This is a genomic window from Bacillus cereus group sp. BfR-BA-01350, from assembly GCF_022663775.1.
Classification (GTDB): Bacteria; Bacillota; Bacilli; order Bacillales; family Bacillaceae_G; genus Bacillus_A; species Bacillus_A paranthracis.
In genome coordinates this window covers 202,316-223,422 of sequence record NZ_JAKUGD010000001.1, presented here as the reverse complement: position 1 = coordinate 223,422, position 21,107 = coordinate 202,316, and the positions used below count along the sequence as shown (strand labels likewise).

Sequence of the window (21,107 nt, the reverse complement as noted above, 5' to 3'; positions counted from 1 at the left end):
TTAAATAACTTCTATACGTTCCATAGTAAGTGAATATACATTTTCATACCCTGCCGTGCTAAGCTTTTTCTGTAATCGATCTGTATCCTCTTTTAAAGCGTGTACTAACACCGTATGTTCCGGTAATAATGCATTTAACATCTCTTTCACATCTCTTATACTTTGGTGAACTTTATATGGAACTCGCTTCACCCTACATTCTTTACCTATACGTTCTTTCAAAACTTTTTCTGCAAAACTCCCTTTAGCAACATGCCCAGTAAAGATAATAGAATTTCTTTCTTCATGCCGAATTTGTTCATAATATAACTGCGCTCGTTTCGTTTGCATATTCGCATCACTCATTACAATTATTCCAAAACTATGTTGCGTACCGCTTTCATCATCCATAACTATTATGTTTCTTTTTAAACTCTCCAACAGCTCTTCAAGTTCTTCATTATTTTTGATCCAATCTTTATATACGATCATTTCTTCGAATCCATCCAAAATTTCTTGATCTACTATAATGGGAAATTCTTTATATTTTTCATATAAATACAACACGATATCTTGCGCCCTACCAAGGGGTGGCAGAGGTAGTAATGCTATCCCTTTTTGCCCCGCAGCTCGTTCAATTTCTGCACATAGTTCGTTTACTCGTTCATGTTGCGAAACATCATCAGTATGATAAGCGGCATCTACAATTGCAACTTTTATATCGCCGCGCAATTTCTCAGGTAAATTCGCTCGTAATATGTTAGACTCTGCTGAATAATCGCCAGAATAAAATACATATGTATGACTCATATCCACTAAAAACCAAACAGCTCCTAATACATGCCCACTATACCCCCATTGAAACCGCAATGTAGGAGTAATCTGTATCCATTCATTCGGATTACTAATCTCATCAACATATATATAATTTAAATCTTTCACATTTTGGTCGTTATATGGCACATTCCATCCTTGCGTCACATTGTAGTTTCTCCATTTTTCATAGTAAGCTGGGAGTTGCTCCTTCGTATAACGAGTTGTCCAGATTTTTTTCTTATATCCATACTTCGCTAATAAAGGTAAGCCCATCGTATGATCTTCATGAATATGTGATAAAAATACTGCATCTAAAAACGGTACAACTTCCCGCTCTATTTTTGGATAACTATCCTCATATGATCGATTAATACCACAATCAAATAATATTTTTGTCTCTTTATTTTTTACGAAATAGCAGGAGCGACCGTATTCTCCCGCTCCTCCCCATACTTCTACCCTCATCATGCTACCCCTTTTCGTTTTTGCTCCATATGCTGCAGAAGTAATAAACATAGTGTTGTAAGTCCAACTGAAACGACAGCCATCGCCATTCCAATAGATACTTCTCCTTGTTCAAATTGAGCAAAAATAAATGTTGCTGACGTTTCTACTGATGGAGGTAGTACGAGAAGCGATGCTACTAACTCCCTTATCGAGATTGTAAATGTCATCGCCCATCCGGCAAGAATACCTGGGATAATAAGAGGTAATATTATTTTTCTAAAAATATACATATAATTCCCAGAAAAAATACTTCCTGCCTGCACGAGAGAATCATCGATTTGCCCGAGCGATGATTTTACATACTGCACTGTATAAGGTAAAAAAAGAACAACGTACGTTACGATTACCATGACTGGTGTATTGTAAATGGACAGGGGCATATAAGGGGAATTCCAAAATAAAATAAGCCCTACAACCATCACGATTCCTGGTACCATGTTCGGTAACATACCGCACATATCAAGCCATTTTTCAGAGGAATTTTTCCCCTTTCGAATCATAAGTGCTAAAAAGACGCCAATCATAACAGCAATAATCGCTGTTACGAGTGAAAAAAGAAAACTGTTCCATAGAGCTTCTAATCCTGGAGATCCGATTGTAAATAATGCTTCATAATGGCTCGTTGTAAAGTTGTGTAACTGTAAGCCTCCGCCTCTTAATTTTGACAAAGAAGCAATCAGTATAGAAAAATACGGGATTCCAATTGATACGATTAATAAACCAATTACATAAACCCATGCTACAACGCGCACATATATAGACAAAGTGTACCTTTTAGATTTCACACCTTTTCCACTAACCATTGCATATGAATACTTTCGATTTAATACGTTTTGCATATACCAAATGAGCATACATGCGCTAAGTAGTAAAGAAGATAATGCTGTGGCACTACTAAAATCAATTGGCCAACTCGAAATAAATTTATGAATTTCTGAAGTCAACACGTGAAATCCGATTCTCCGCCCAAATGTAGCCGGCGTTCCAAATTCAGCAATCGTCTTTACGAAAATGAGTAAAGCACCCATTACATAACTTGATACTAATAACGGTAATATTATTTTTCTTAAACGATAGAAAAAGCTTCCACCATGAACTGCTGCCGCTTCTTCTTTACTACTCCCAATTTGAAGTAATGTATTCTTCAACATGAAGTAAAGAAATGGGAATAAATGCAGACTCATAATTAAAACCATACCTCCTAAGCTAAAGAACGAAGATGAAACCGTCTTTAGCATCGGAAAAAACTGTTCAAAATATCCGTTCGGTTGCATGAACAAAATCCAGCCCATCGATCCAATATACGGCGGTGTCATAAATGGAATCATAAAAACAATATCTAACTTGCTATGCTTTCCAACATCTGTTTTGCTCATAATGAAAGCTAGTGGAAATGCAAAGATAGTTGCCCCTATTACTACGAGTACACCTAGAAGCATCGAATTCAGAAAAATCCCAGCTAATCCACCACTCTGCATCACTTCAAACGGCTTTAAAAAATTCCAACTACTATTTTCATATACACTAGAAAGTAAAATGAGAAAAAGCGGAATGACGATTAACATCGCCACAAGTAACAAAGCTACCGTCATTCCAACTTGCCTTACTGATATGAATCGATTTACCATGTAATCACCATCTTATTGAAATACTTTCTTAAATTGTTTTCCTATTTCATCTTGTTCTTTCTCAACTGTTTTCCAATCAATATTTAATACTGGAATCTCTTCCACGTTTGGTCTATTCTCCGCTTTTATATCTGTTCTACCAGGCAATAAATATGCTTTAGAAATTTGTTTTTGTACATCATCTGATAATAAATAATCAATAAACTCTTTTGCACCTTTTACATTTTTACTATCTTTCATAATACCTGCCGCACGTGGGCTAATAACTGTTCCGCTTTTTGGATAAACAATATCAACCGGTTCACCCTTTGCTTTTGCACTGTACGTCATATAATCAACACCCGCAATGACCATATCTTTTGCTCCTGTTACAACTGGATCTAATGCTTCTTGGTTTGCCCCTGCTACTGTAACTTCATTTTTCTTAAGCTGTTCAAATAAATTCCATCCATCTTTTCCATTCTTTTTCACATATCCTGTCACAAAGTCTAAAGCTGAACCTGAAAGTGCTGGATCTGGAAGATTCACTTTCCCTTTCCATTCTCCTTTCGTTATATCGCTCCAATCTTCAGGCGCTGTCTTCACATTTTTTGTGTTATACACAATCCCTAACGCTGAAGCACTATATCCAAAATAATGTCCTTTATCATCCGACCATTCAGAACGAAGCTTATCAGCTTGTTTCGCTTCTTTATAAGCTAACGTTTGACCATCCTTTTTTAATCCTTCCATCGCTGGTAAAGAAGCAAGTACGACTACGTCAACGACTGGCTTTTTCTTTTCAGCTTCCATTCGCGCTAAAATTTTTCCCGTTGTCCCTTGAAACATTTCTACTTTTATACCCGTTTTCTTTTCAAAGTCCTTTTGAATTTTTTCTGCTAACCCTTTTGGCCCTGCACTGTATACGACAATTTTCTTTTCATTAGTCGTTTTACTTTTTGCATCTGCATTACCTGTCTTTGAGCTACACCCTGTTACGACTGCAGAAAATAATAAAGTACATACGAATAAAGACTTAAGCGAACTGAATTTCTTCATACGATTTTCCCCCTATATGATGAATACATTTTTTTGGTACATATAACGATACTGGTTTCCCAATGCTTAGCTTACTATTGTGATAAGCTGTCCATATTCCGAGTGTCCCCATGTTTACTTTCACTTCATAACGTTCCCCTACATATGTAACGTGCTGAATTTCACCTGTATATATTTCGCACACTTCATTTTTCGTCCAGCTTACATGCTCTGGGCGAACCATTTGTTTCCCCTCTACAAGCCAATTTGCCTTACCAACAAATTTTGCAACAAATTCATGAGATGGCTTCACATAAATGTCTTCTGGTGTTCCTTTTTGTAATACTTCTCCTTGTTTCATGACAATAATTTGGTCTGACATTGACATCGCTTCTGTTTGATCGTGGGTTACATACAATGCCGTTAAACCAATGGAATGAACGATATCCATAAGCTCTAATCGCATTTCTTCTCGCAAAATTGCATCGAGTGCACTGAGCGGTTCATCAAACAAAATGAAATGCGGCTTTGTTACAATCGCTCTAGCAAATGCGACACGTTGCTGCTGTCCGCCAGAGAGTTCATGCGGATAACGTTTCTCCATCCCTTGTAAGCGAACTCGCTTTATTGCCTCTTCTACTTTTTCCCGTAATTGATTCGTTTGCTTTGTAGCTCTTAAACCAAATGCAACATTTTCAAATACAGTCATGTGTGGCCATAAAGCAAAATCTTGAAATACCATACCGATATTACGTTCATGAGGAGATGTTTTTATTTTTTTAGAAGAAGAATACATGCACGTATCTCCGAAATATATTTCACCTTTATCTGGCTCTTCCAGTCCTGCAATCATTCTGAGTAATGTCGTTTTCCCGCATCCCGAAGGTCCTAAAAGTGTGGTGAATTCACCTTGTTTCATCACAATTTGTAACGGCTTTAACGCTTGTACTTTTCCAAATGATTTTTCTAATCCACTAATTTTAATATCCATCGTTTCACCTCTCTCCCCTCACTCTTAACCTGCTTTCATTCTATATGGAAGATTTATACTGAATGTTAATGTACTGTAAAGATTAAATTAAAAAACTTCTAATAAACTATTTATTTCTATAGATTTTTTCTATAGTTAGAAGAAAAAGGGGCAACTTGCCATGAATCTCTTAAAATTAGAAATTGTAGTGCTTATTAAGAAATACAAAAAGCTCACGATTGTTGCAGAACAGCTTGGAGTTAAACAACCTACTATTACATTCCATATAAAAAGCTTAGAAGAGGAACTCGGTGTACCTTTATTTGAATTACGTTCTGGAAGATATTTCTTAACAGAGGCTGGTGAGGCATTGCATCATTATGCTTGTAAAATAGATGCGCTTATGAAAGAGGCTAGACGGGTCACGCAAGAGTTTAAAGATTTTCATAAAGGCGCTATAACAATTGGCGCTAGCTATGTACCAGCGACTTATCTTTTACCAGAAATTGTTTATCAATTTCAATGTGAATTTCCAAATATAAAAATAACACTCATGGTAAAAACAGCCCCTGAAATTCGAATGATGCTACAAAATCATGAAATCGATCTCGGTGTAATTTCCGCAGCACCGTTTGATGAATCATCTTTAAAACAGACGAATGTAATGCCTGATACACTTGTTCTTGCTTTCTCCAAAGAACATCATTTTTCAAAAAAAGAAAATGTATCATTACAAGATATCGAAAAGGAACGGATATTACTACATCGTAATCCATCTACAACGAGAGATTTACTTACAAAATGGATGTTAGCTCATAACATTACATTCCAATCAAAAATTGAATTAGATTCATTAGAAACGATGAAACAAATTTTAAAATACGGTAATGGGGTTGCCTTTATTTCTAAACTTGCTATTGAACAAGAAGTACAACGAAATGAACTACGCTACATACCGATCCCTGAATTTGAATTTCAACGTAACATTTATACCATTCATCATGAAGACAGATGGAATTCTAAAATTATTTCTTTTTTACTACAGAGTATCACTTCTTATGCAGAAAAAAGTTAAAAGGCTGTCGTTATACACGACAGCCTTTTACACTATGAATCTATTTATTTTTCTTCGCTTCAATTTTTGCTTGTGCCTCTTCAGCCTTATCTAATGCTTCTGAAACTTTTTTCTCTTTTTCTTTCACATCATCTATACTATCTACAGCCTTAATGAGTTTATCAATTCCTTCTTCTTCTACTTTTCTCCGCTTTGCTACTCTTTCATTCACTTTCTCTTCTACATCTTTTGCTTTTTGAAGCATATTTTCGGCATTTGATGTTACAGCTGTTTCAAGCGCATCGTCTTTTTTCATTTGTAACACTTCATTTGCAATGTCTTTCGCTTCTAAATACTTACCGTCTTTTAATGCCGTTGCTCCGTGATCCATTTTCTCGGCCATCTCTTTATATGATTTCGCTTCATTTCCTGATTCCTCTTTTTCTGCTTTTTCAAACCACATTGTTGCATCACTATATTTTTCATCTTTCAATGATTGCATACCTGTTTCAATATATGTGTCATAATTGCTACATCCAGCCATTACGACTAATAGAAAAAGCATAACAAAACTTAATTTTTTCATGCTGTTGTCTCCTTTTCTTTGCCTGCTCACTATACTGTAACATACATGAAAAAGAGTTTCAAAAACTAAAATACTAATTTGGTCATTTTTATTATTTTCTTGTTTTTAAGCCGACACATCCACTTGTTTTTTCGCCATATGTTGCCTTACTCCAACTAATACAACTAACAATAAACCTCCGCCTATTGTCATCATAACAATGCTAGTTGGCAACATATCTAACAATAACCCATATACAATCATACCGAGCGGTGCGATTGCAGTCGCAATTGTTTCAAGTAGGCCAAACACACGCCCTAGGTAGCTCGGATCTGTCGTCTTTTGCATATGTACTTGCATTGGAATATTTACAATCATAATTGCTATACCAGTTAACATCATGAAAGCAATATAGTAAATAAAACTTGCTACTTTTGGAATGGTAACTAACAACGGGAATACTGTACATAAACTTAAACCTGCAAACAAAAACAGTCCAGTATAAATAGAACGAAACGGATTATTCACTTCTTTACGCACTGATAAAGTAATCGCACCCATTAGCATTCCGACTGCTAACATTCCCTCTACAGTTCCGAGTTGCTTTGAAGATAAATGCAATGTACGTATGATAATGTATGGCAGTGCAACGGTTAGCCCACAAGCAAAAAAGTTTACCCACAATGCTATTTTCATTAAACCATATATTTCATGTTGTCGTTTTACATATGAAAAACCTTCTTTTATACTCGTCAAGAAATGCTCTTTACTCTCAGCCACTTCTTTTTTATATAAATCAAATACAATAAATAATTGCAAAATAACCGCTAAAAAGAATGTAATGCTATTTAACAAAAAGAACGACTGAATTGAAAGGAAACCAAATACAACTCCGCCAATAATTGGCCCTAAAATATTTGATAAAGAAGCTGCCGTTTGATTTAAAGCACTCGCTTTTTGAATACGCCCCTCATCTACTAAATTAGGAATAGACGAAGTTAATGCAACAGAATAAAAACTTGCACAAATTGATAATAATGCTGCTGAAACATAAATAAAAAGAAGTGATGGTCCAAATATAGTAGCAAGGATAAACATGATAAGCATCGTTAAACTACTTAATAAATCTGTACCGATGACAAGCCATCTTCGACTCACACGGTCAGCTACAGCACCAGCAATTGGTCCACAAATCATCCGTGGAAGTGACCCGCAAACGAGTGTAGTAGCAAAGCCCATCCCAGAACCTGTTGTCTTTAATACATATAACCCCATTGCGAACGTATAAATACCTGCGCCTAATAAAGACGTCATTTTTCCAATCATCATTAAAATGATATTTCTCGTTGCAATCTTCATTCTTGAATCATTTTGATCTATACTTACATCTTCCATTATGACACTCTCCCTTCAAAAGTTAAATTGTGTTAAACTTATTATATAATCAACTTTCCAATTATTACAACAAAAAAAGTTTAATTGTATTTAACTTTTTGATTATAAAGGAGCTACAATATGGCAACTCTCGGCGAAAAAATTAAAGCATTACGAAAAGAAAAAAAACTTACACAAACTGAGCTAGCAGGTTCTGAACTGACAAAAAGCATGCTTAGTCAAATTGAAAACGGAAAAGCTACACCTTCGATGAAAACATTACAATATATTGCAGAAAAACTTGGATGTGAAACGAGTTTTTTATTAGAGGAAGACGATGATGAAATTGTAGAACTCATTCAAAAAATGGAGCGACTCATAAAGAATAAATGCGATGAAGTATATGAAACTTTACTACCTATCGTTCAAAAAGAGCTACCTTCTACTTTAAATACAGCTCGTTTATATAAACAGTTCATAACAGCAGCAGCTGTTATGAACGATTATAATATTGAATATTACGTTGAAACCGCTGTTTCTATATTTGAAAAATATACTTTGTATCGCGAAAGTACTGAAACGAAACTACTGTTTTACTATATGCTCTTCAAGCAGAAAAAATATAAAGAATGTTTACAGATGATCGCCACAATTCGTGATGAATATAAAGCGAAAAATTTAGAAATGGATCTTATTACACATATACAACTATACTTAAAAGAGGCAATTATTTTACTCGCATACGGCAATTATGAAAAATGTGAAAAAGTCATTTTAGATGCACTTGCATTTTCAAAAAAACATCAAGTGTATTATAAAACAGATGAATTTTATCGCATTTTATCTTATCAAAAAATCATCACAACTGATAAAGAACAATATTTATATTACATAAAAAAATCGGAGCAATTTGCCATTTTTACAGAAGATACTTTATCCGCTGCAAATGTAGATATATTAAAAGCTTATTACTACAACACTGTTACGAATGAATATACAATCGCATTGGAACATCTAGAACAATTTCGAGAAAAACTAAAAAATGATCCAATTTTCCAAGACGATGGGCTGTATTATCTTGAAAAAGGAAAATCTTTGTATGGTTTAAAACGTTATAAGGAAGCTTTGGAAACATTAAAACACGCTACCATACCAGATTATATGAATCATCCACTTGATCAATCGTGGGTATTAACAGCTGGGTCTTATCGTGCCCTTTGCTATATAGAACTTCAAGATAAAAAATCTGCCTTAACAGAGGCAAAAGAAGCTGTTCAAGCAATAGATAGCTATCCTGATTCGATCTTCACTTCATTTATTAAAGAAACATTACAAATAATACAAAAACTTTAAGAATGTCTCGAAATGGTATATTATTCCTCTTTTTTAGCAAAGATAATAATGATGGGAGGAATATAAATGAATATTCAACGTGCAAAAGAGCTTTCTGTGTCAGCGGAGCAAGCGAATGTTAGTTTTCAAGGCATGCCTGTTATGATTCAACACGTCGACGAAAGCAATGAAACCGCCCGCATATATGAAGTAAAAAACCCAGGACGCGAATTAACAGTTCCAGTTAATAGCTTAGAGGAAATATAAGAAATGCCACTTCATTTTTTGAAGTGGCATTTTTCTTTGTTCTATTTAAGTATCATCATCCCTATTTGCTCCTTAGTAATCCATACAAACCAATACAAATTACAATGAAACCTACTATTCCACAAGCTAGTTTTATAATTATATCTCTTGTTTCATAACTTCTAACTTCGACTATACTCTTTTTCAGACGTTCCATTTCCTTTTGCTCACTTTCTACTCGCTCCCCATATACTAACAAACGATATTTACTTGATGTATATGGTTCACATGTAAGCAGTGTAACTTTGTCTTTTCCTTTTACTACATTTAATTTATCCACTTGATTTGGATTAATGATTTCACGTCCAATTATTTTATACACGTGCTGCTTTCCAAATACCTTTACATAGAATACGTCTCCTTCCCTTAATCGATCAAGATGACGAAACATCGTTGCCCTGTGATATCCACGATGTCCTGCCAATACAGCATGTGTATCTTTCCCACCAATAGGTAAAGAAGTCCCTTCAATTTGCCCTACTCCTTTACTTAAGTTTTCTTGACTTGCTCCTAAGTATATTGGCAACTCCTCATTTATTTTTGGAATTGAAATCGTACCAAATATCTCCTCTTTGTTTATAAAATTTAACTGTTCATTTTCTATTTCAGCACCATGAACAAATGGATCATTCATGTTGAAAGTAGTTCTTCCTAACAAACGATTATAGGTTTCCATCTTACGAAATTTCTCATTTATATCTTCTACTTTTAAGCCATCAACCATTTTTTCATAACATATTACTCTTGTTTTATACACATAATTGTTTATATAATTAGCAACCATTGGATATAGAAATAGAAATAATCCTGCAAGGAACAATACTAAACTTATTACTCCCCTTCTCACACACTCACCACTCTATACATACCATTTTCGTCTTTTTAAATATATCAATAAGAGTATGACACAAATCATAATGATAGGAAGAATAATCATCCAATCTTCTAAAATGAATGTCTTTGGAATCATTTCTTTTTCTCCGTCATTAAATGGAACACGATGTCCTCTTACCAATAAACGATGTGTGTTCACTCCATAAGGGGTACACGTGATTAATGTTGCATAATCTTGACCTTGTACTACTAATAAATCCTCTATCTCATTTGGTAATACAACTTTTATTTGATCTACCTTGTAAGCAAGAATTTTATCTAATGAATGAATATAAAATATATCATTCTTTTCAATTTTATCTAGATGGGTAAACATTAGCGCTGAAGGCAAACCACGATGTCCAGTTAATACTGTATGTGTATTTTCTCCCCCTACTGGTAATGAAGATTTATTCAGTTGTCCAATTCCACGGCTTAACACTGCTTCCGTCGTTCCTTGATAAATTGGTAGATTCACATCTATTTTCGGAATTTCTATATATCCCATAACATCGCCGATATTTAACATATCTACATATGAACTTTTTTTCTCATCACCATTTTCATGAAACGGATCCGAAAATGTTTGCGTCGTATTTTGAACCTTCTTATTATATTCTCGCGCTTCCGTTTCTTTACGATCAATCTCTTCTTTCTCTAACTTCTTTACCGCTTCATCATACATACTTACTTCTGTATAATGAGTTCTCGTGGCAAACCAATTGCTTACAGCCGGATATAGAAATATGCTTAATCCTAGCAAAAAAACACTTCCAAAAATAATATTTCGTTTCATAACATCCTCTTTCACTACGGATAAAATGTGGAAAAGAGGAAAGCATAAATCTTTCCTCTTCTCAAAACTCAATTATTATAAATTAAGAATTCTTTACAGGTTTTTTTCTAAAGAAAATAAACGCTGCTGTTGCCATTAATAACAGACCTGCTACTGTAAAGAAGATTGTTCCTATACCACCTGTTGCTGGAATAATCCAACCGCTCTTATTATTCTCAACCTGTAGCTCTATTTTTTGGTGTTTTTCATCAATTGTAATATCAATCGGATCTCTTAACTTTTGATATTGCTCAACTGCACCGTCTTTATCTTTATACTTTGGTGCTTCCGTTTCAACAATTTGATATTCACCGTACGGTATTTCATTCCATGTAATAATACCATTTGCATCGGTTACATCGTTCATTTCTTTCCCATTAATTTTTATAACATTACCTTTTTTATCTTGTAATTGGAACTTTGCACCTTCTAATTTAAGTGCCTTATCTTTACCATCAACTTTTTCAATTTTAATATTTCCTACTGTCGGTGTAACTACTACTTCATTAGATGGCTTTCCGTCTTTTTCTGATGAAACATCATCTTTATTCGTGAAATCAAGTGAAGCTACGTTCGGAATTTCTATTCCGGCTTGAGTATCTCCTTTAATTTGTGCAGTAATTTGTAAATGTAGCTCTTTTCCATTTATTTTTGAAAAATCTTCAATCGTAGCGGTTACTTTTTGGCCTTCTACAACTACTTTTACACTACCATCTTCAACTTTCTTTCCATCAATCATAACAATTGGGTGACCTTTTATTTCCAAACGCTCATCTAAAATATCTGTTACGACATATTTTTTATATAATTTAATATCTTCTGGAAGTAATGTTTTAATATCATACGTATAATCTGTTTCTTTATTAATTCCAGCTACTTTTGAACCGTTATTTATACTTTTAGTAATGGTAGGTTCTTTAAAGTTCTTTATATCGTCCAGCTTAACTACTTTACCAGATTCCTTAATAGAGAAAGGGTGCTCTTCTTTACTAGTTAAATAATCTGTTGGAGCCTTATGCTCAATAAAATAATAATAATCTCCATATTCTAGAGAATCTACATGAATTTTACCATCTTCTCCTGTTACTAATGAACTCGGTGTCTTAACTTGTGTACTTGTTCCATCTTTATTCTTTTTAAATAAATGGAACTCTGCATCTTTTAATACTTTACCGCCTTCACCTTTTTTTACGAATTCTACTGAACCACGTTTTGTTTCATTTTTAGGGTAAATATGAACATCGTAATTTAAATCTTTACCGTCTGGACTTGTCATTGGAATATCGACAATAAAAGTAGTCTCGTCCAATTCAATATGTTCTGGGCCTTTAATAGCTTTTACTTCATAACGTCCTAGCGGAAGGTTTGTAAAGACAGCTTCCCCTTTTGCATCTGTTATCTTTGTAATTGCAGCGTCTTTTACTGGCTTTGCATCTTCTTTTATAACAGTTCCATCTTTTGAGATTTTTTCAAATGACTCAATTCGTTTAATTTCAAAAGTTACACCTTCTAAAGGTTTTGCATCTTCTGGAACAGTTTGTCCTTCTTTTCCATTACCTTCTGTAGTTGTTTTAGAATCTTTACTTTGTTCAAATTTGTGAATCGTTAACGTACCTGTACTTCTAGATTCCGCACTAACAATCATGTTAGATAACGTTGAAAAAGCTAACATACAGATTAAAAATAAACTAAAAATCTTTTTCATTGTTGTCCACTCCCTATCATTTGCATTACTTTTGTTATTTCTATCTCTCATTATTTCTCTTTTTAACAAAGAGGAAGAATGTAACAAACATCAATATTCCACCAATTGCATAATAAATAATTGTCCCTATTCCACCAGTCTCTGGAATAACAAATTCACTCTTTTTATTTACTATTCTTATTCTTTGTGAATCCATTCCAGATTTCACTTCTATTTCTACTGGTTCTCTCATCAACATATATCCTTTTGGTGCTTGTACTTCTTTTAATGTATATTTGCCAACTATTAATGGAATAGAAGTTGCCAAACCATCTTTATCGGTTGTTAATTTACATACTATGGTTCCATCTTTGCTAATCACCTCAAATACTGCGCCTTCCAACTTGAGATTTTCATCGTTCGCATCTACTTTTTCAATCTCAAATTTCCCTAATGCTGGCGGTACTACGAATACTTCATTTGACACGGATTTATTCTGATCAAACAGTAATTCCGCTTTATTTGGAATACCATTATTTGCATTGTATTTCGTTAGTATATCTGCATCTACATTATCATTTAATCTTGACTTAATATGCATTGTATACGATTGATTCGCAAGATAAGTATAATTTCCGTCCTGCTTCGGCAACTCAATACTTACTTTCTTTAATTGTTCATCAATTTGCGGTATAACTTCTATTTCTTCTCCATCGCTGTTTACAAGTTTTACTTGTAGGATCGTTAAAATGTCTTCTAAGTCATCCTGCAATACTACTTTTTCGAGGTTCATAACATCATTACCAAAATTATAGTTTACATGCCATGTAAACTCTTCATCTATACTTTGTATTGTCGCCTTTTCCACTTCTTTCTCATCTGCATCCGAAACCATCTTTCTTACTTTAGGTTCCTTTGCCTCTACATTTGTTTTTACATTCGGTTTTTGTGGTGGCAAATCTTCATTATCTGGTGTTTTTCCCTCCACAACCGCTATGTTCTCAATTTCTTTCGTTTTTAATGCATCTTGCGTAACTTTCACGCTAAAAGTTATAATTCTTTCTTCTGTATCAAGCACGTCACCAAAGTTTACTTTAATCGTATTATCCTCATACGATCCCTCATCTTCGTCAACTGCATCTGTCAGGAAATTCCCATTCAATTTCATACTCCCAGCTACATACTCTATACCTTCAGGAAGTTTATCCATTAGACGCATGTCTTTAATAAGCCCATTTTCCACTTTATTTCGAGCTTTAATTTGATACTCAAATTGATCATTAACATGAAGTTTTTCTTGTTTTATACCAATAATCTCTTTTTTCGACTCTAGTTGTCCAGACAACGGATCAACCGGTGTTTCAACTTCTGGCTTCTCCTTATCTTTCGAACTATCAGTCTCAACTATTGCTATATTTTTTATTTTCTTATTCGCCATCTCCGGTTTTACAACAACTTCAAACGTGATTGCTTTCTCTTCCTCACCTTTAAGATCGCCGAAATGAGCATAAATCGTTCCATCTTTTAAATGTGCATAATCTTCATCTTCAACATCCGTTTGTTCCTTCCCGTTTATCTTTAACGTATTTGGAACATACTCTACTCCTTCAGGAAGATTATCCGTAATTTTAACTGCCTTTAAGATGGAATCTGGCACACTATTTTTAGCATGAATTGTATATTCTAGTTTGTCGCCAACTTTCAGCGTACCACCGTTTATATCTTTAGCTAGTTTAGTAGCTACTAACTTCCCGGGTTTCTCTTCTCGTTCGGGTAATACTTTAACTACTACTTTATTAGAATCGTTAGCTTCAACCTGACTTCCTGTTAACTCATCAACCCCTTGAACAACAGCGATATTAGGGACTTCTGTTTCTACCTTCTCTCCCCCTAATTTTGCTTTAAATTCAATTGTTGTCTCAGGTGTTTTATCCGTATAGATTCCACCTTTTGTAGCATTTGCTCCTTCACCAATTCTTATTGTTAACTTTCTTGTCTTTGCATCATAGTCAACTTGTTCTGTTTCATTTCCAGCATTCGGACCAGAAATGATTTTCACCGAATTTGGTACAAATTCTAGACGCGAATCTAAAACATCTTCAATTTTTGTATCAACAGAACTCGAATTCGGTTCAATGTTTTTCACCCTTAAACGGTATGTAACTTCATCACCTGGCTCATACTTTTCTTTTGCATCTACTACTTCCTTATCGATGACAAGCTCTGGCGCTGTTGCATTTACTGCAAAAGCTAATGTGTTTAATACGTAGTCATCACCAGCTGTCGCAGCTTTTAAGCGTATTTCCTTTTGCGCTGGTTTAATATATCCTGCTGGTAACTTGATTAAATCTGCATCAACTCCCAAATTATTTTTATAATCTGGGTTAAATGTACCCGGATACTTATCTCGCATATGTTCTTCATATTCAGAAATAGTGGAATTGAATATATTACCAGTTGGATTGAGCTTATCATTAATTTCTTTCCAAGCATTATCTGTGTGAACAAACAGTTTATCACCTTGCCAATATCTATCACCTTGGACAGCGAAAACAGAAACTTTCGGATCTAAATCTCCAGTTTTTGAAGCAATAAAGTTTTTCACTGTGAATTCTTTTTCACCTGATCCAGTAGCTCTTTTCAATCCACCATCATAAACAGTAAATGCTTTTCTTGTTTTTGACTTATCTTTCGTAATAACTAACATGTACCAACCAGCAAATGAATAATATCCATAATTATAGGCAAGTTTTGTATTTGGATAAGGAATATTTGCTACAGTATAGCTTCCTCCTTTTGAATTAGAGGACTGTAAAAGCTTTGTAACATCTGCATAGTTAGAATAATAAGTACCATCAATACCAAAACCATAAAGTAAACCACTTCCGTAATACGTATTACTTGGTTTTACTTGAAAGCTCTTGCCTGTTGGAGTAGTAAACTTAATTGGTGATACATACTGTTGTTGCGTTAATTCATAACGTGTTGAACTCCAATATAATCCAGCCCATTCAATTTCAGCATCTTCTGGAACGGGAATGTATGCCTTAGATGAATTTGTAGTTGTTGGATCATCATCTACATCAATGAGTTCACGGGTATAACCATTCGGTGCTGTCGCATAGGTATACGTTATATCCGAATACAATGCTGTTTTCTTCTGATCTTCAGTGGCTTTAATACCTAAATTTACATTCCCGGTAGAGTACATATCACCTTTATGAATAGATTGATAAGTCGGTGCATCAAATCCTTCTGCATCTGTAACTGCTGCTTGTGCCGTATTAATTGGACTTAAAAACTGCAACTGAGATAATAGCAAGAATAAACTCATAACAACTACAAATACATTTAATATTTTTTTATTTTCTTTCCTCCTACTGTACAAAGAGGTCACCTCCTTCAATAAAATTCATTAACATATTATATAAATATATCTTATACGTATTATTCTAATATAAATCACATATTTTGTTAACAAAATATGTGATTTATCCCTATTTTAAACATTCATATATAAAGATTTTTATCTCTAGTGATAATAAAATTTCGAACATCAATATAGAAACCATCTTACTTCATTCAAGTGACAATAAAAAAACGAAATATTAATAAGAAGCATGACTTCTTTTCTATTTATTACATGCTAAACTATATGAAAAGGAGGATTGTATATGAAAAATACTTCACAAAAAACGAGTCATTATTATGCAGTTATTTTCACTTCTCATTTATCAAATGATACGACAGATTATAGTGTCGCCGCTGACAAAATGGAAGAACTTGCAAAGCAGCAACCTGGATTTCTAGGCGTAGAAAGTGCACGAGATCATTCAGGACTCGGAATCACAATTTCTTATTGGAAATCACTTGAAGCAATTGAAAATTGGAAACAGAACGTCTTACATAAAGAAGCGAAAAAAAGAGGTCGTGAGCAATGGTATGAACACTTCCACCTACGTATCTGCCTTGTTGAGAAAGAATTTAAGTTTCATAGAGGTACTTTGTAGATATGAAGAAAAAATTAGCTCTCATTGCTGTTCATGAAATATATGGTGTGAACGATCATATGCATCACGTTACCCATCACTTCACTTCATCTCATATAGATGTATTCTGTCCTAATCTGCTACAATCGCAACATGCATTTCCTTATAGTGATGAAGAAAAAGCATATCATTTTTTTATGAATCATATTGGATTTGAAGATGGAAAAAAGCAAATTGAAACATTCATTACCCATCTTTCTAGTAGTTACACACATATTGGACTTATCGGCTTTAGTGTTGGTGCTACCATCTCATGGCTATGTAGTAACAATCCGAACATAGATTTTATTATCGGATGCTACGGTTCCCGTATACGTGACTATATTCATATGAAACCAACATGTGCTACCTTACTTATTTTCCCTGAAAAAGAAGCTAGTTTTTCAGTATCCTCTTTCATTCAATCGTTGCAGCAACAAAAAAATCCTTTATTAGAAATAAAAGAACTACATGGTGAACATGGGTTTCTGAATCCGTACACTAAAAAATATAACGAGTACTCAACAAAGCAAGCATATAATTTAATAGATGCATTTCTTGTAAAAAACACTTTTATAAAGGAAATCTAAATGACGCTTACATTATTCTTACTTATTTTCATGCTCATTGCCTTTTTCTTAGCGCTAACTATTATTTTAGCAACTGTAAAAAAGGGGGAGTTTTCCAAACGCCCCTACTTACAATCTATTATCGTTTGCATTATATTTTTTACAAATTGGATTTTATATTTATCAACTTTTTATGCGTTACTTCCTGAAAAGATTAGCGAGTTCCTATTCCTGCCCATTTGGTTTTTCCTTTGTATTTTAGGTTTTATCACTTTTTGGCGCGAATGGAGAAACAATCGTGTGTTCTCGATATGTATCGGTTTTCTTTCCTTTATTAGTTTTTTATTTGGTTTATTGTTGTTAGTTCTTTCGGGGATATGACTGTTATAAGGAGGATAAAAATCCTCTTTATAACAGTCTTTTTCGTTCCATAACGAAAGGAATTATTAAATAAAGAGCGTAAGCAATCACCATCCAAATGGTAAATGACATGATTTGCTGTGAGGTTAATTGTGAGAATATATTAGAAGAATGATACAAGATGTAAGAATCTAAAGTTAAACCAATCGCTGTGCCACATATACCTAACTTAATAACTGCATATTTCGAGGTATCCAGTTTTTGATATAACCACATTACAAAATATAAAGCTATAGCTGTCCCTAATTCAAGCAACGCCATTTGTAGAAAAAATCTATTTGAAGTGTATTCTAATAAAACAGAAGAACCGAAAATAATGAAGAACGCTGAGGCAAAAAACCAAACGCCGATAGAAAATAAAATAGTGAGCCAAAGTTTATTATTCACTACCATTACCTCCCTTTTGTAGCTCTATGAACTTTTCCAATAACAGGTACAAATCACCATATACTTTGTCGCTAGAAAAAGATGGATTGAATAAGGCTTGCAATGCCAAACCGTCAATTAATGCATTACATAAAACGCTCCATGTTTCAATTGAAATTTGAGATGTCATATTATCTCCTACTATTTCATTTAACACCCTTGCTAGTTCTTGATTTTCATACTGTAACAGTTCACCAATTTTATCTTTCATCGCATCATTTTGCAATCCACTAGCCACTAATTGAAAAAACAAATGATGATACATTGAATCTTTCACGCATCTACTTTCAGCAGACTGTAAAGCCTTTTCTAACTGTACATCCTTTCCTATTTGTTGCCACGACGCTTTACAAAACGATTCAGTTACTTCAAGTAATAATTGATCTTTCGTTTTAAAATGATAATATACGGTACCTTGTGTAACTTGAGCACTCTCTGCAACTGCTTTTAATGTCAACTTTTCCATCCCATGCTCTGCAATAATTTCTTTTGCTGCTTGTAGTAACTTCTCTTTATTAACAACATTCGGTTTTGCCATTTCTATGCCTCCTTTTAAGTCAGTTGAATAACTAACTTAAATTATACAGAAAAGTCAGATAAAACAAAAGGAAGAAAAGCCAACTTTCAACTTTTCTTCCTTTTATGTTTACCTTTAGATTTCACTGTCACTGATTCACAAGGTGTGTAATAAATTTGAGGTGTCGCCCTATCAACAAACATCATAAACGTAATAAAGCCGATAATAAAGAAAATAAACAACGTTAATAAAATTGCTCCTATCGTTAAAAGTATCATAACACCACCCCTATATTTTTCATGTTATTACACTTTTCGCTATTATATGAGCGTAATCCTTTTTAGAAAAAGAAACGTAACAAAATAATCACAATCACACCAGTTAATACTGTACCTAATAAACTACGAGTATATATCGCTACAAGAAATGTTGGAATTGCTGCAATCAAGTAATCCCACTGCATCGTGTCATGCATAAATAAAACTTGCGCTAAAAGTGCTGCTAATATCGCGATTGGTATGTAATTTAACCATTTTAAACCCCAGTCTGGAATTTGTAGTTTGCTAAATACGAGTAGAGGTAAAATACGTGGCACGAGTGTGACAGCTCCTGCTGCTAATAAAAGTAATATTACGTCTAATCTCATTTCCATTTTTCAATCACCACTCCAATCGTCGCAGCTAATAATGTTGCGATAATAACCGCTATACTATCTGGCATAAATAAGTGTGAAACGTATGCAAGTATAATCGCTACAATTGCAACAGTAAGATGAATTGCTAGCTTCGGTTTACTACTTATAAGCTGAAGTACAAATAATCCGATAAACATTGCTGGTAATGCATAATCCATCCCATACGTATGCGGGTCTGGTATCCACTCACCAAATAGCCCGCCAATGATAGTAGCAAGAATCCAATTTAAATACGCTGTTACGTTAAGGCCGATCATCCATCTTTCACCTAAATATCCTTTTTGTGCTGCATGCTGTACTGCAACACCGAACGTTTCATCTGTAATTTGCGAACCGATGATTAAGTTTTTAAATAGAGGAATTTTTGTAAAATACGGTGCAAGTGCTGCACTCATTAATAAATGACGTAAATTAACAAAAAATACAGTAAAAATAATTGCGGAAGCAGGAGCACCAGCTGCATACATACCAGCTAATATAAACTGAGCAGAACCTGCATAAATTAAAGTGGACATAAACGCAATTTCAATAATGGAAAAACCTGCTGTTTTTGCAATTACACCAGCTGCTATACCGATGCTTAAATAGCCAAATACAGTTGGTAAACAATCTTTTACTCCTTGCTGAAATGTATCATCGCTCTGCAAAGCTACATGTGCCTCAGCTTTACTCATCCTTATCATCCTCCATTCCTTCCAGAGTTCGTTTTCCTGTTACGACATGAACTAAATCTATATTTTCACGCCATAACGTATCTAACTTATCAGCTCCAAATTCCTTTGTGATTTCTTCAACCATAATATCGTGGCGCACATACTCTGTAGCAACGAGAACTAGCGCTGGGTCATATGTTGTAACAGCCCACGAAGTGCTATCATTTGAGAAGTTCGCAATTAATACTTCTTCCCCGTCACGCGCGATTACAGTTAAATGACCACCCATTCTCTTTTCAACAACGTGAGGCGTCATATAATTATGGTGAAACGTCGCGCCTATTTTTGTATCAGGAGCGCCAAATAAGATTGAAAATATATGTACGCCTTCCTCTTCCTTTTGATGAATGTATGGCTCAATTTCATGCACTTGATCTTCCCATACAGAAATCCATAACTCTTCCTTTGCTCTATTAATTATATTGCAAATTTCTTTTAAAACACGATCATTTGAGCGAATATGCGAAATTACATCTATTTGTCGCTCTTGTTCTAAACCATTTAATTTCTCATCTAAAAATTCAAAGGACTTCTCAAAGTCTTTTCGCATTCGATTCATTAATTCGGTAGCTGGTACTGGTACATATTTAACTGGTTCAGAAGGTACAATATGTACTGCTCCTTTATCCATTAACTTTCCGAGTACCTCGTAAATCATAGAACGAGGTACTCCTGTTTGTTTACTCACTTCATACCCAGTTACTGGGAAATGTTTTAGTAGTCCAATATACGCTTTACATTCGTACTGGGAAAAACCTAACTTTTGTAATTCTTTTATAATTTCATCCATCAGTACCCCT

At 34.3% G+C, this 21,107-nt stretch carries 22 protein-coding genes; 6 read left to right on the top strand and 16 right to left on the bottom strand.

Annotation, left to right across the window (positions count from 1 at the left end; all coding sequences use genetic code 11):
• From MR147_RS01175 to MR147_RS01160, 4 genes are read right to left on the bottom strand one after another with little or no spacing between them, the layout of a single operon-like run.
• Positions 1 to 1,263, bottom strand: coding sequence for an MBL fold metallo-hydrolase (locus MR147_RS01175; protein WP_139302883.1), 1,263 nt, complete (start codon positions 1,261 to 1,263; stop codon positions 1 to 3).
• Positions 1,260 to 2,930 (bottom strand): ABC transporter permease, encoded by a 1,671-nt coding sequence (locus tag MR147_RS01170; RefSeq protein ID WP_074609881.1) that lies wholly within the window; start codon positions 2,928 to 2,930, stop codon positions 1,260 to 1,262. The genes MR147_RS01175 and MR147_RS01170 overlap by 4 nt, the downstream gene beginning before the upstream one ends.
• A gap of 12 nt (positions 2,931 to 2,942) precedes the next feature.
• A complete protein-coding gene (locus MR147_RS01165) occupies positions 2,943 to 3,968 on the bottom strand; it encodes an ABC transporter substrate-binding protein (RefSeq protein WP_074609879.1) in 1,026 nt (341 codons plus the stop codon).
• Positions 3,946 to 4,938: an ABC transporter ATP-binding protein gene (locus tag MR147_RS01160; protein WP_074609877.1), complete on the bottom strand. Its 993-nt coding sequence runs from the start codon at positions 4,936 to 4,938 to the stop codon at positions 3,946 to 3,948. The genes MR147_RS01165 and MR147_RS01160 overlap by 23 nt, the downstream gene beginning before the upstream one ends.
• 160 nt (positions 4,939 to 5,098) lie before the next feature.
• On the opposite strand from MR147_RS01160, the gene MR147_RS01155 reads away from it, so the two are divergent.
• Positions 5,099 to 5,992, top strand: a complete 894-nt coding sequence (locus tag MR147_RS01155; protein ID WP_074609875.1) for a LysR family transcriptional regulator — start codon at positions 5,099 to 5,101, stop codon at positions 5,990 to 5,992.
• Between the two features lie 40 nt (positions 5,993 to 6,032).
• Here the strand turns inward: MR147_RS01155 and MR147_RS01150 are convergent, their stop codons facing one another.
• Both MR147_RS01150 and MR147_RS01145 read right to left on the bottom strand, forming a co-directional pair.
• Positions 6,033 to 6,557 carry a DUF4398 domain-containing protein gene (locus MR147_RS01150; RefSeq protein ID WP_074609873.1) on the bottom strand — a complete coding sequence of 175 codons (525 nt, stop codon included), beginning with the start codon at positions 6,555 to 6,557 and terminating at the stop codon, positions 6,033 to 6,035.
• 105 nt (positions 6,558 to 6,662) lie between these two features.
• Positions 6,663 to 7,931, bottom strand: a complete 1,269-nt coding sequence (locus MR147_RS01145; RefSeq protein WP_074609871.1) for an MFS transporter — start codon at positions 7,929 to 7,931, stop codon at positions 6,663 to 6,665.
• Positions 7,932 to 8,051: 120 nt separating this feature from the next.
• Here MR147_RS01145 and MR147_RS01140 point away from each other — a divergent pair, with 120 nt between their 5' ends.
• Together MR147_RS01140 and MR147_RS01135 are read left to right on the top strand one after the other, a co-directional pair.
• Positions 8,052 to 9,263, top strand: coding sequence for a helix-turn-helix domain-containing protein (locus tag MR147_RS01140; RefSeq protein ID WP_074609870.1), 1,212 nt, complete (start codon positions 8,052 to 8,054; stop codon positions 9,261 to 9,263).
• A gap of 66 nt (positions 9,264 to 9,329) precedes the next feature.
• Complete coding sequence (locus MR147_RS01135) at positions 9,330 to 9,509, top strand: H-type small acid-soluble spore protein (RefSeq protein ID WP_001025740.1); 180 nt, start codon at positions 9,330 to 9,332, stop codon at positions 9,507 to 9,509.
• 61 nt (positions 9,510 to 9,570) lie between these two features.
• Here the strand turns inward: MR147_RS01135 and MR147_RS01130 are convergent, their stop codons facing one another.
• The 4 genes from MR147_RS01130 to MR147_RS01115 form a co-directional block, all read right to left on the bottom strand.
• On the bottom strand, positions 9,571 to 10,395 hold the full coding sequence (locus MR147_RS01130; protein ID WP_242303561.1) for a class C sortase: 825 nt from the start codon (positions 10,393 to 10,395) through the stop codon (positions 9,571 to 9,573).
• Between the two features lie 12 nt (positions 10,396 to 10,407).
• Positions 10,408 to 11,217, bottom strand: coding sequence for a class C sortase (locus MR147_RS01125; protein WP_074609866.1), 810 nt, complete (start codon positions 11,215 to 11,217; stop codon positions 10,408 to 10,410).
• Positions 11,218 to 11,299: 82 nt separating this feature from the next.
• Positions 11,300 to 12,961 (bottom strand): SpaH/EbpB family LPXTG-anchored major pilin, encoded by a 1,662-nt coding sequence (locus tag MR147_RS01120; RefSeq protein WP_074609921.1) that lies wholly within the window; start codon positions 12,959 to 12,961, stop codon positions 11,300 to 11,302.
• Between the two features lie 40 nt (positions 12,962 to 13,001).
• The gene (locus MR147_RS01115) at positions 13,002 to 16,337 is read right to left on the bottom strand and encodes an isopeptide-forming domain-containing fimbrial protein (RefSeq protein WP_396022871.1); all 3,336 of its coding nucleotides are present in this window, start codon (positions 16,335 to 16,337) and stop codon (positions 13,002 to 13,004) included.
• A 277-nt stretch (positions 16,338 to 16,614) separates the two neighbouring features.
• On the opposite strand from MR147_RS01115, the gene MR147_RS01110 reads away from it, so the two are divergent.
• From MR147_RS01110 to MR147_RS01100, 3 genes are read left to right on the top strand one after another with little or no spacing between them, the layout of a single operon-like run.
• Positions 16,615 to 16,950 carry an antibiotic biosynthesis monooxygenase family protein gene (locus MR147_RS01110; protein WP_074610687.1) on the top strand — a complete coding sequence of 112 codons (336 nt, stop codon included), beginning with the start codon at positions 16,615 to 16,617 and terminating at the stop codon, positions 16,948 to 16,950.
• A gap of 2 nt (positions 16,951 to 16,952) precedes the next feature.
• Positions 16,953 to 17,558, top strand: coding sequence for a dienelactone hydrolase family protein (locus MR147_RS01105; protein WP_074610690.1), 606 nt, complete (start codon positions 16,953 to 16,955; stop codon positions 17,556 to 17,558).
• Positions 17,559 to 17,918 carry a hypothetical protein gene (locus MR147_RS01100; protein WP_074610692.1) on the top strand — a complete coding sequence of 120 codons (360 nt, stop codon included), beginning with the start codon at positions 17,559 to 17,561 and terminating at the stop codon, positions 17,916 to 17,918.
• Positions 17,919 to 17,945: 27 nt separating this feature from the next.
• Here MR147_RS01100 and MR147_RS01095 read toward each other — a convergent pair whose 3' ends face one another.
• From MR147_RS01095 to MR147_RS01070, 6 genes are all read right to left on the bottom strand, one after another.
• Positions 17,946 to 18,344, bottom strand: coding sequence for a DUF5367 family protein (locus tag MR147_RS01095; protein WP_042874825.1), 399 nt, complete (start codon positions 18,342 to 18,344; stop codon positions 17,946 to 17,948).
• Positions 18,337 to 18,921 carry a TetR/AcrR family transcriptional regulator gene (locus MR147_RS01090; RefSeq protein ID WP_074610698.1) on the bottom strand — a complete coding sequence of 195 codons (585 nt, stop codon included), beginning with the start codon at positions 18,919 to 18,921 and terminating at the stop codon, positions 18,337 to 18,339. The genes MR147_RS01095 and MR147_RS01090 overlap by 8 nt, the downstream gene beginning before the upstream one ends.
• An 86-nt stretch (positions 18,922 to 19,007) precedes the next feature.
• A complete protein-coding gene (locus MR147_RS01085; protein ID WP_000602240.1) occupies positions 19,008 to 19,178 on the bottom strand; it encodes a DUF3951 domain-containing protein in 171 nt (56 codons plus the stop codon).
• A gap of 62 nt (positions 19,179 to 19,240) precedes the next feature.
• The gene (locus MR147_RS01080) at positions 19,241 to 19,552 is read right to left on the bottom strand and encodes an AzlD domain-containing protein (RefSeq protein WP_000425933.1); all 312 of its coding nucleotides are present in this window, start codon (positions 19,550 to 19,552) and stop codon (positions 19,241 to 19,243) included.
• Positions 19,543 to 20,268 (bottom strand): AzlC family ABC transporter permease, encoded by a 726-nt coding sequence (locus MR147_RS01075; RefSeq protein ID WP_074610700.1) that lies wholly within the window; start codon positions 20,266 to 20,268, stop codon positions 19,543 to 19,545. The genes MR147_RS01080 and MR147_RS01075 overlap by 10 nt, the downstream gene beginning before the upstream one ends.
• Positions 20,261 to 21,097, bottom strand: coding sequence for a TrmB family transcriptional regulator (locus tag MR147_RS01070; protein ID WP_074610703.1), 837 nt, complete (start codon positions 21,095 to 21,097; stop codon positions 20,261 to 20,263). The genes MR147_RS01075 and MR147_RS01070 overlap by 8 nt, the downstream gene beginning before the upstream one ends.
• Between the last annotated feature and the right edge of the window lie 10 nt (positions 21,098 to 21,107).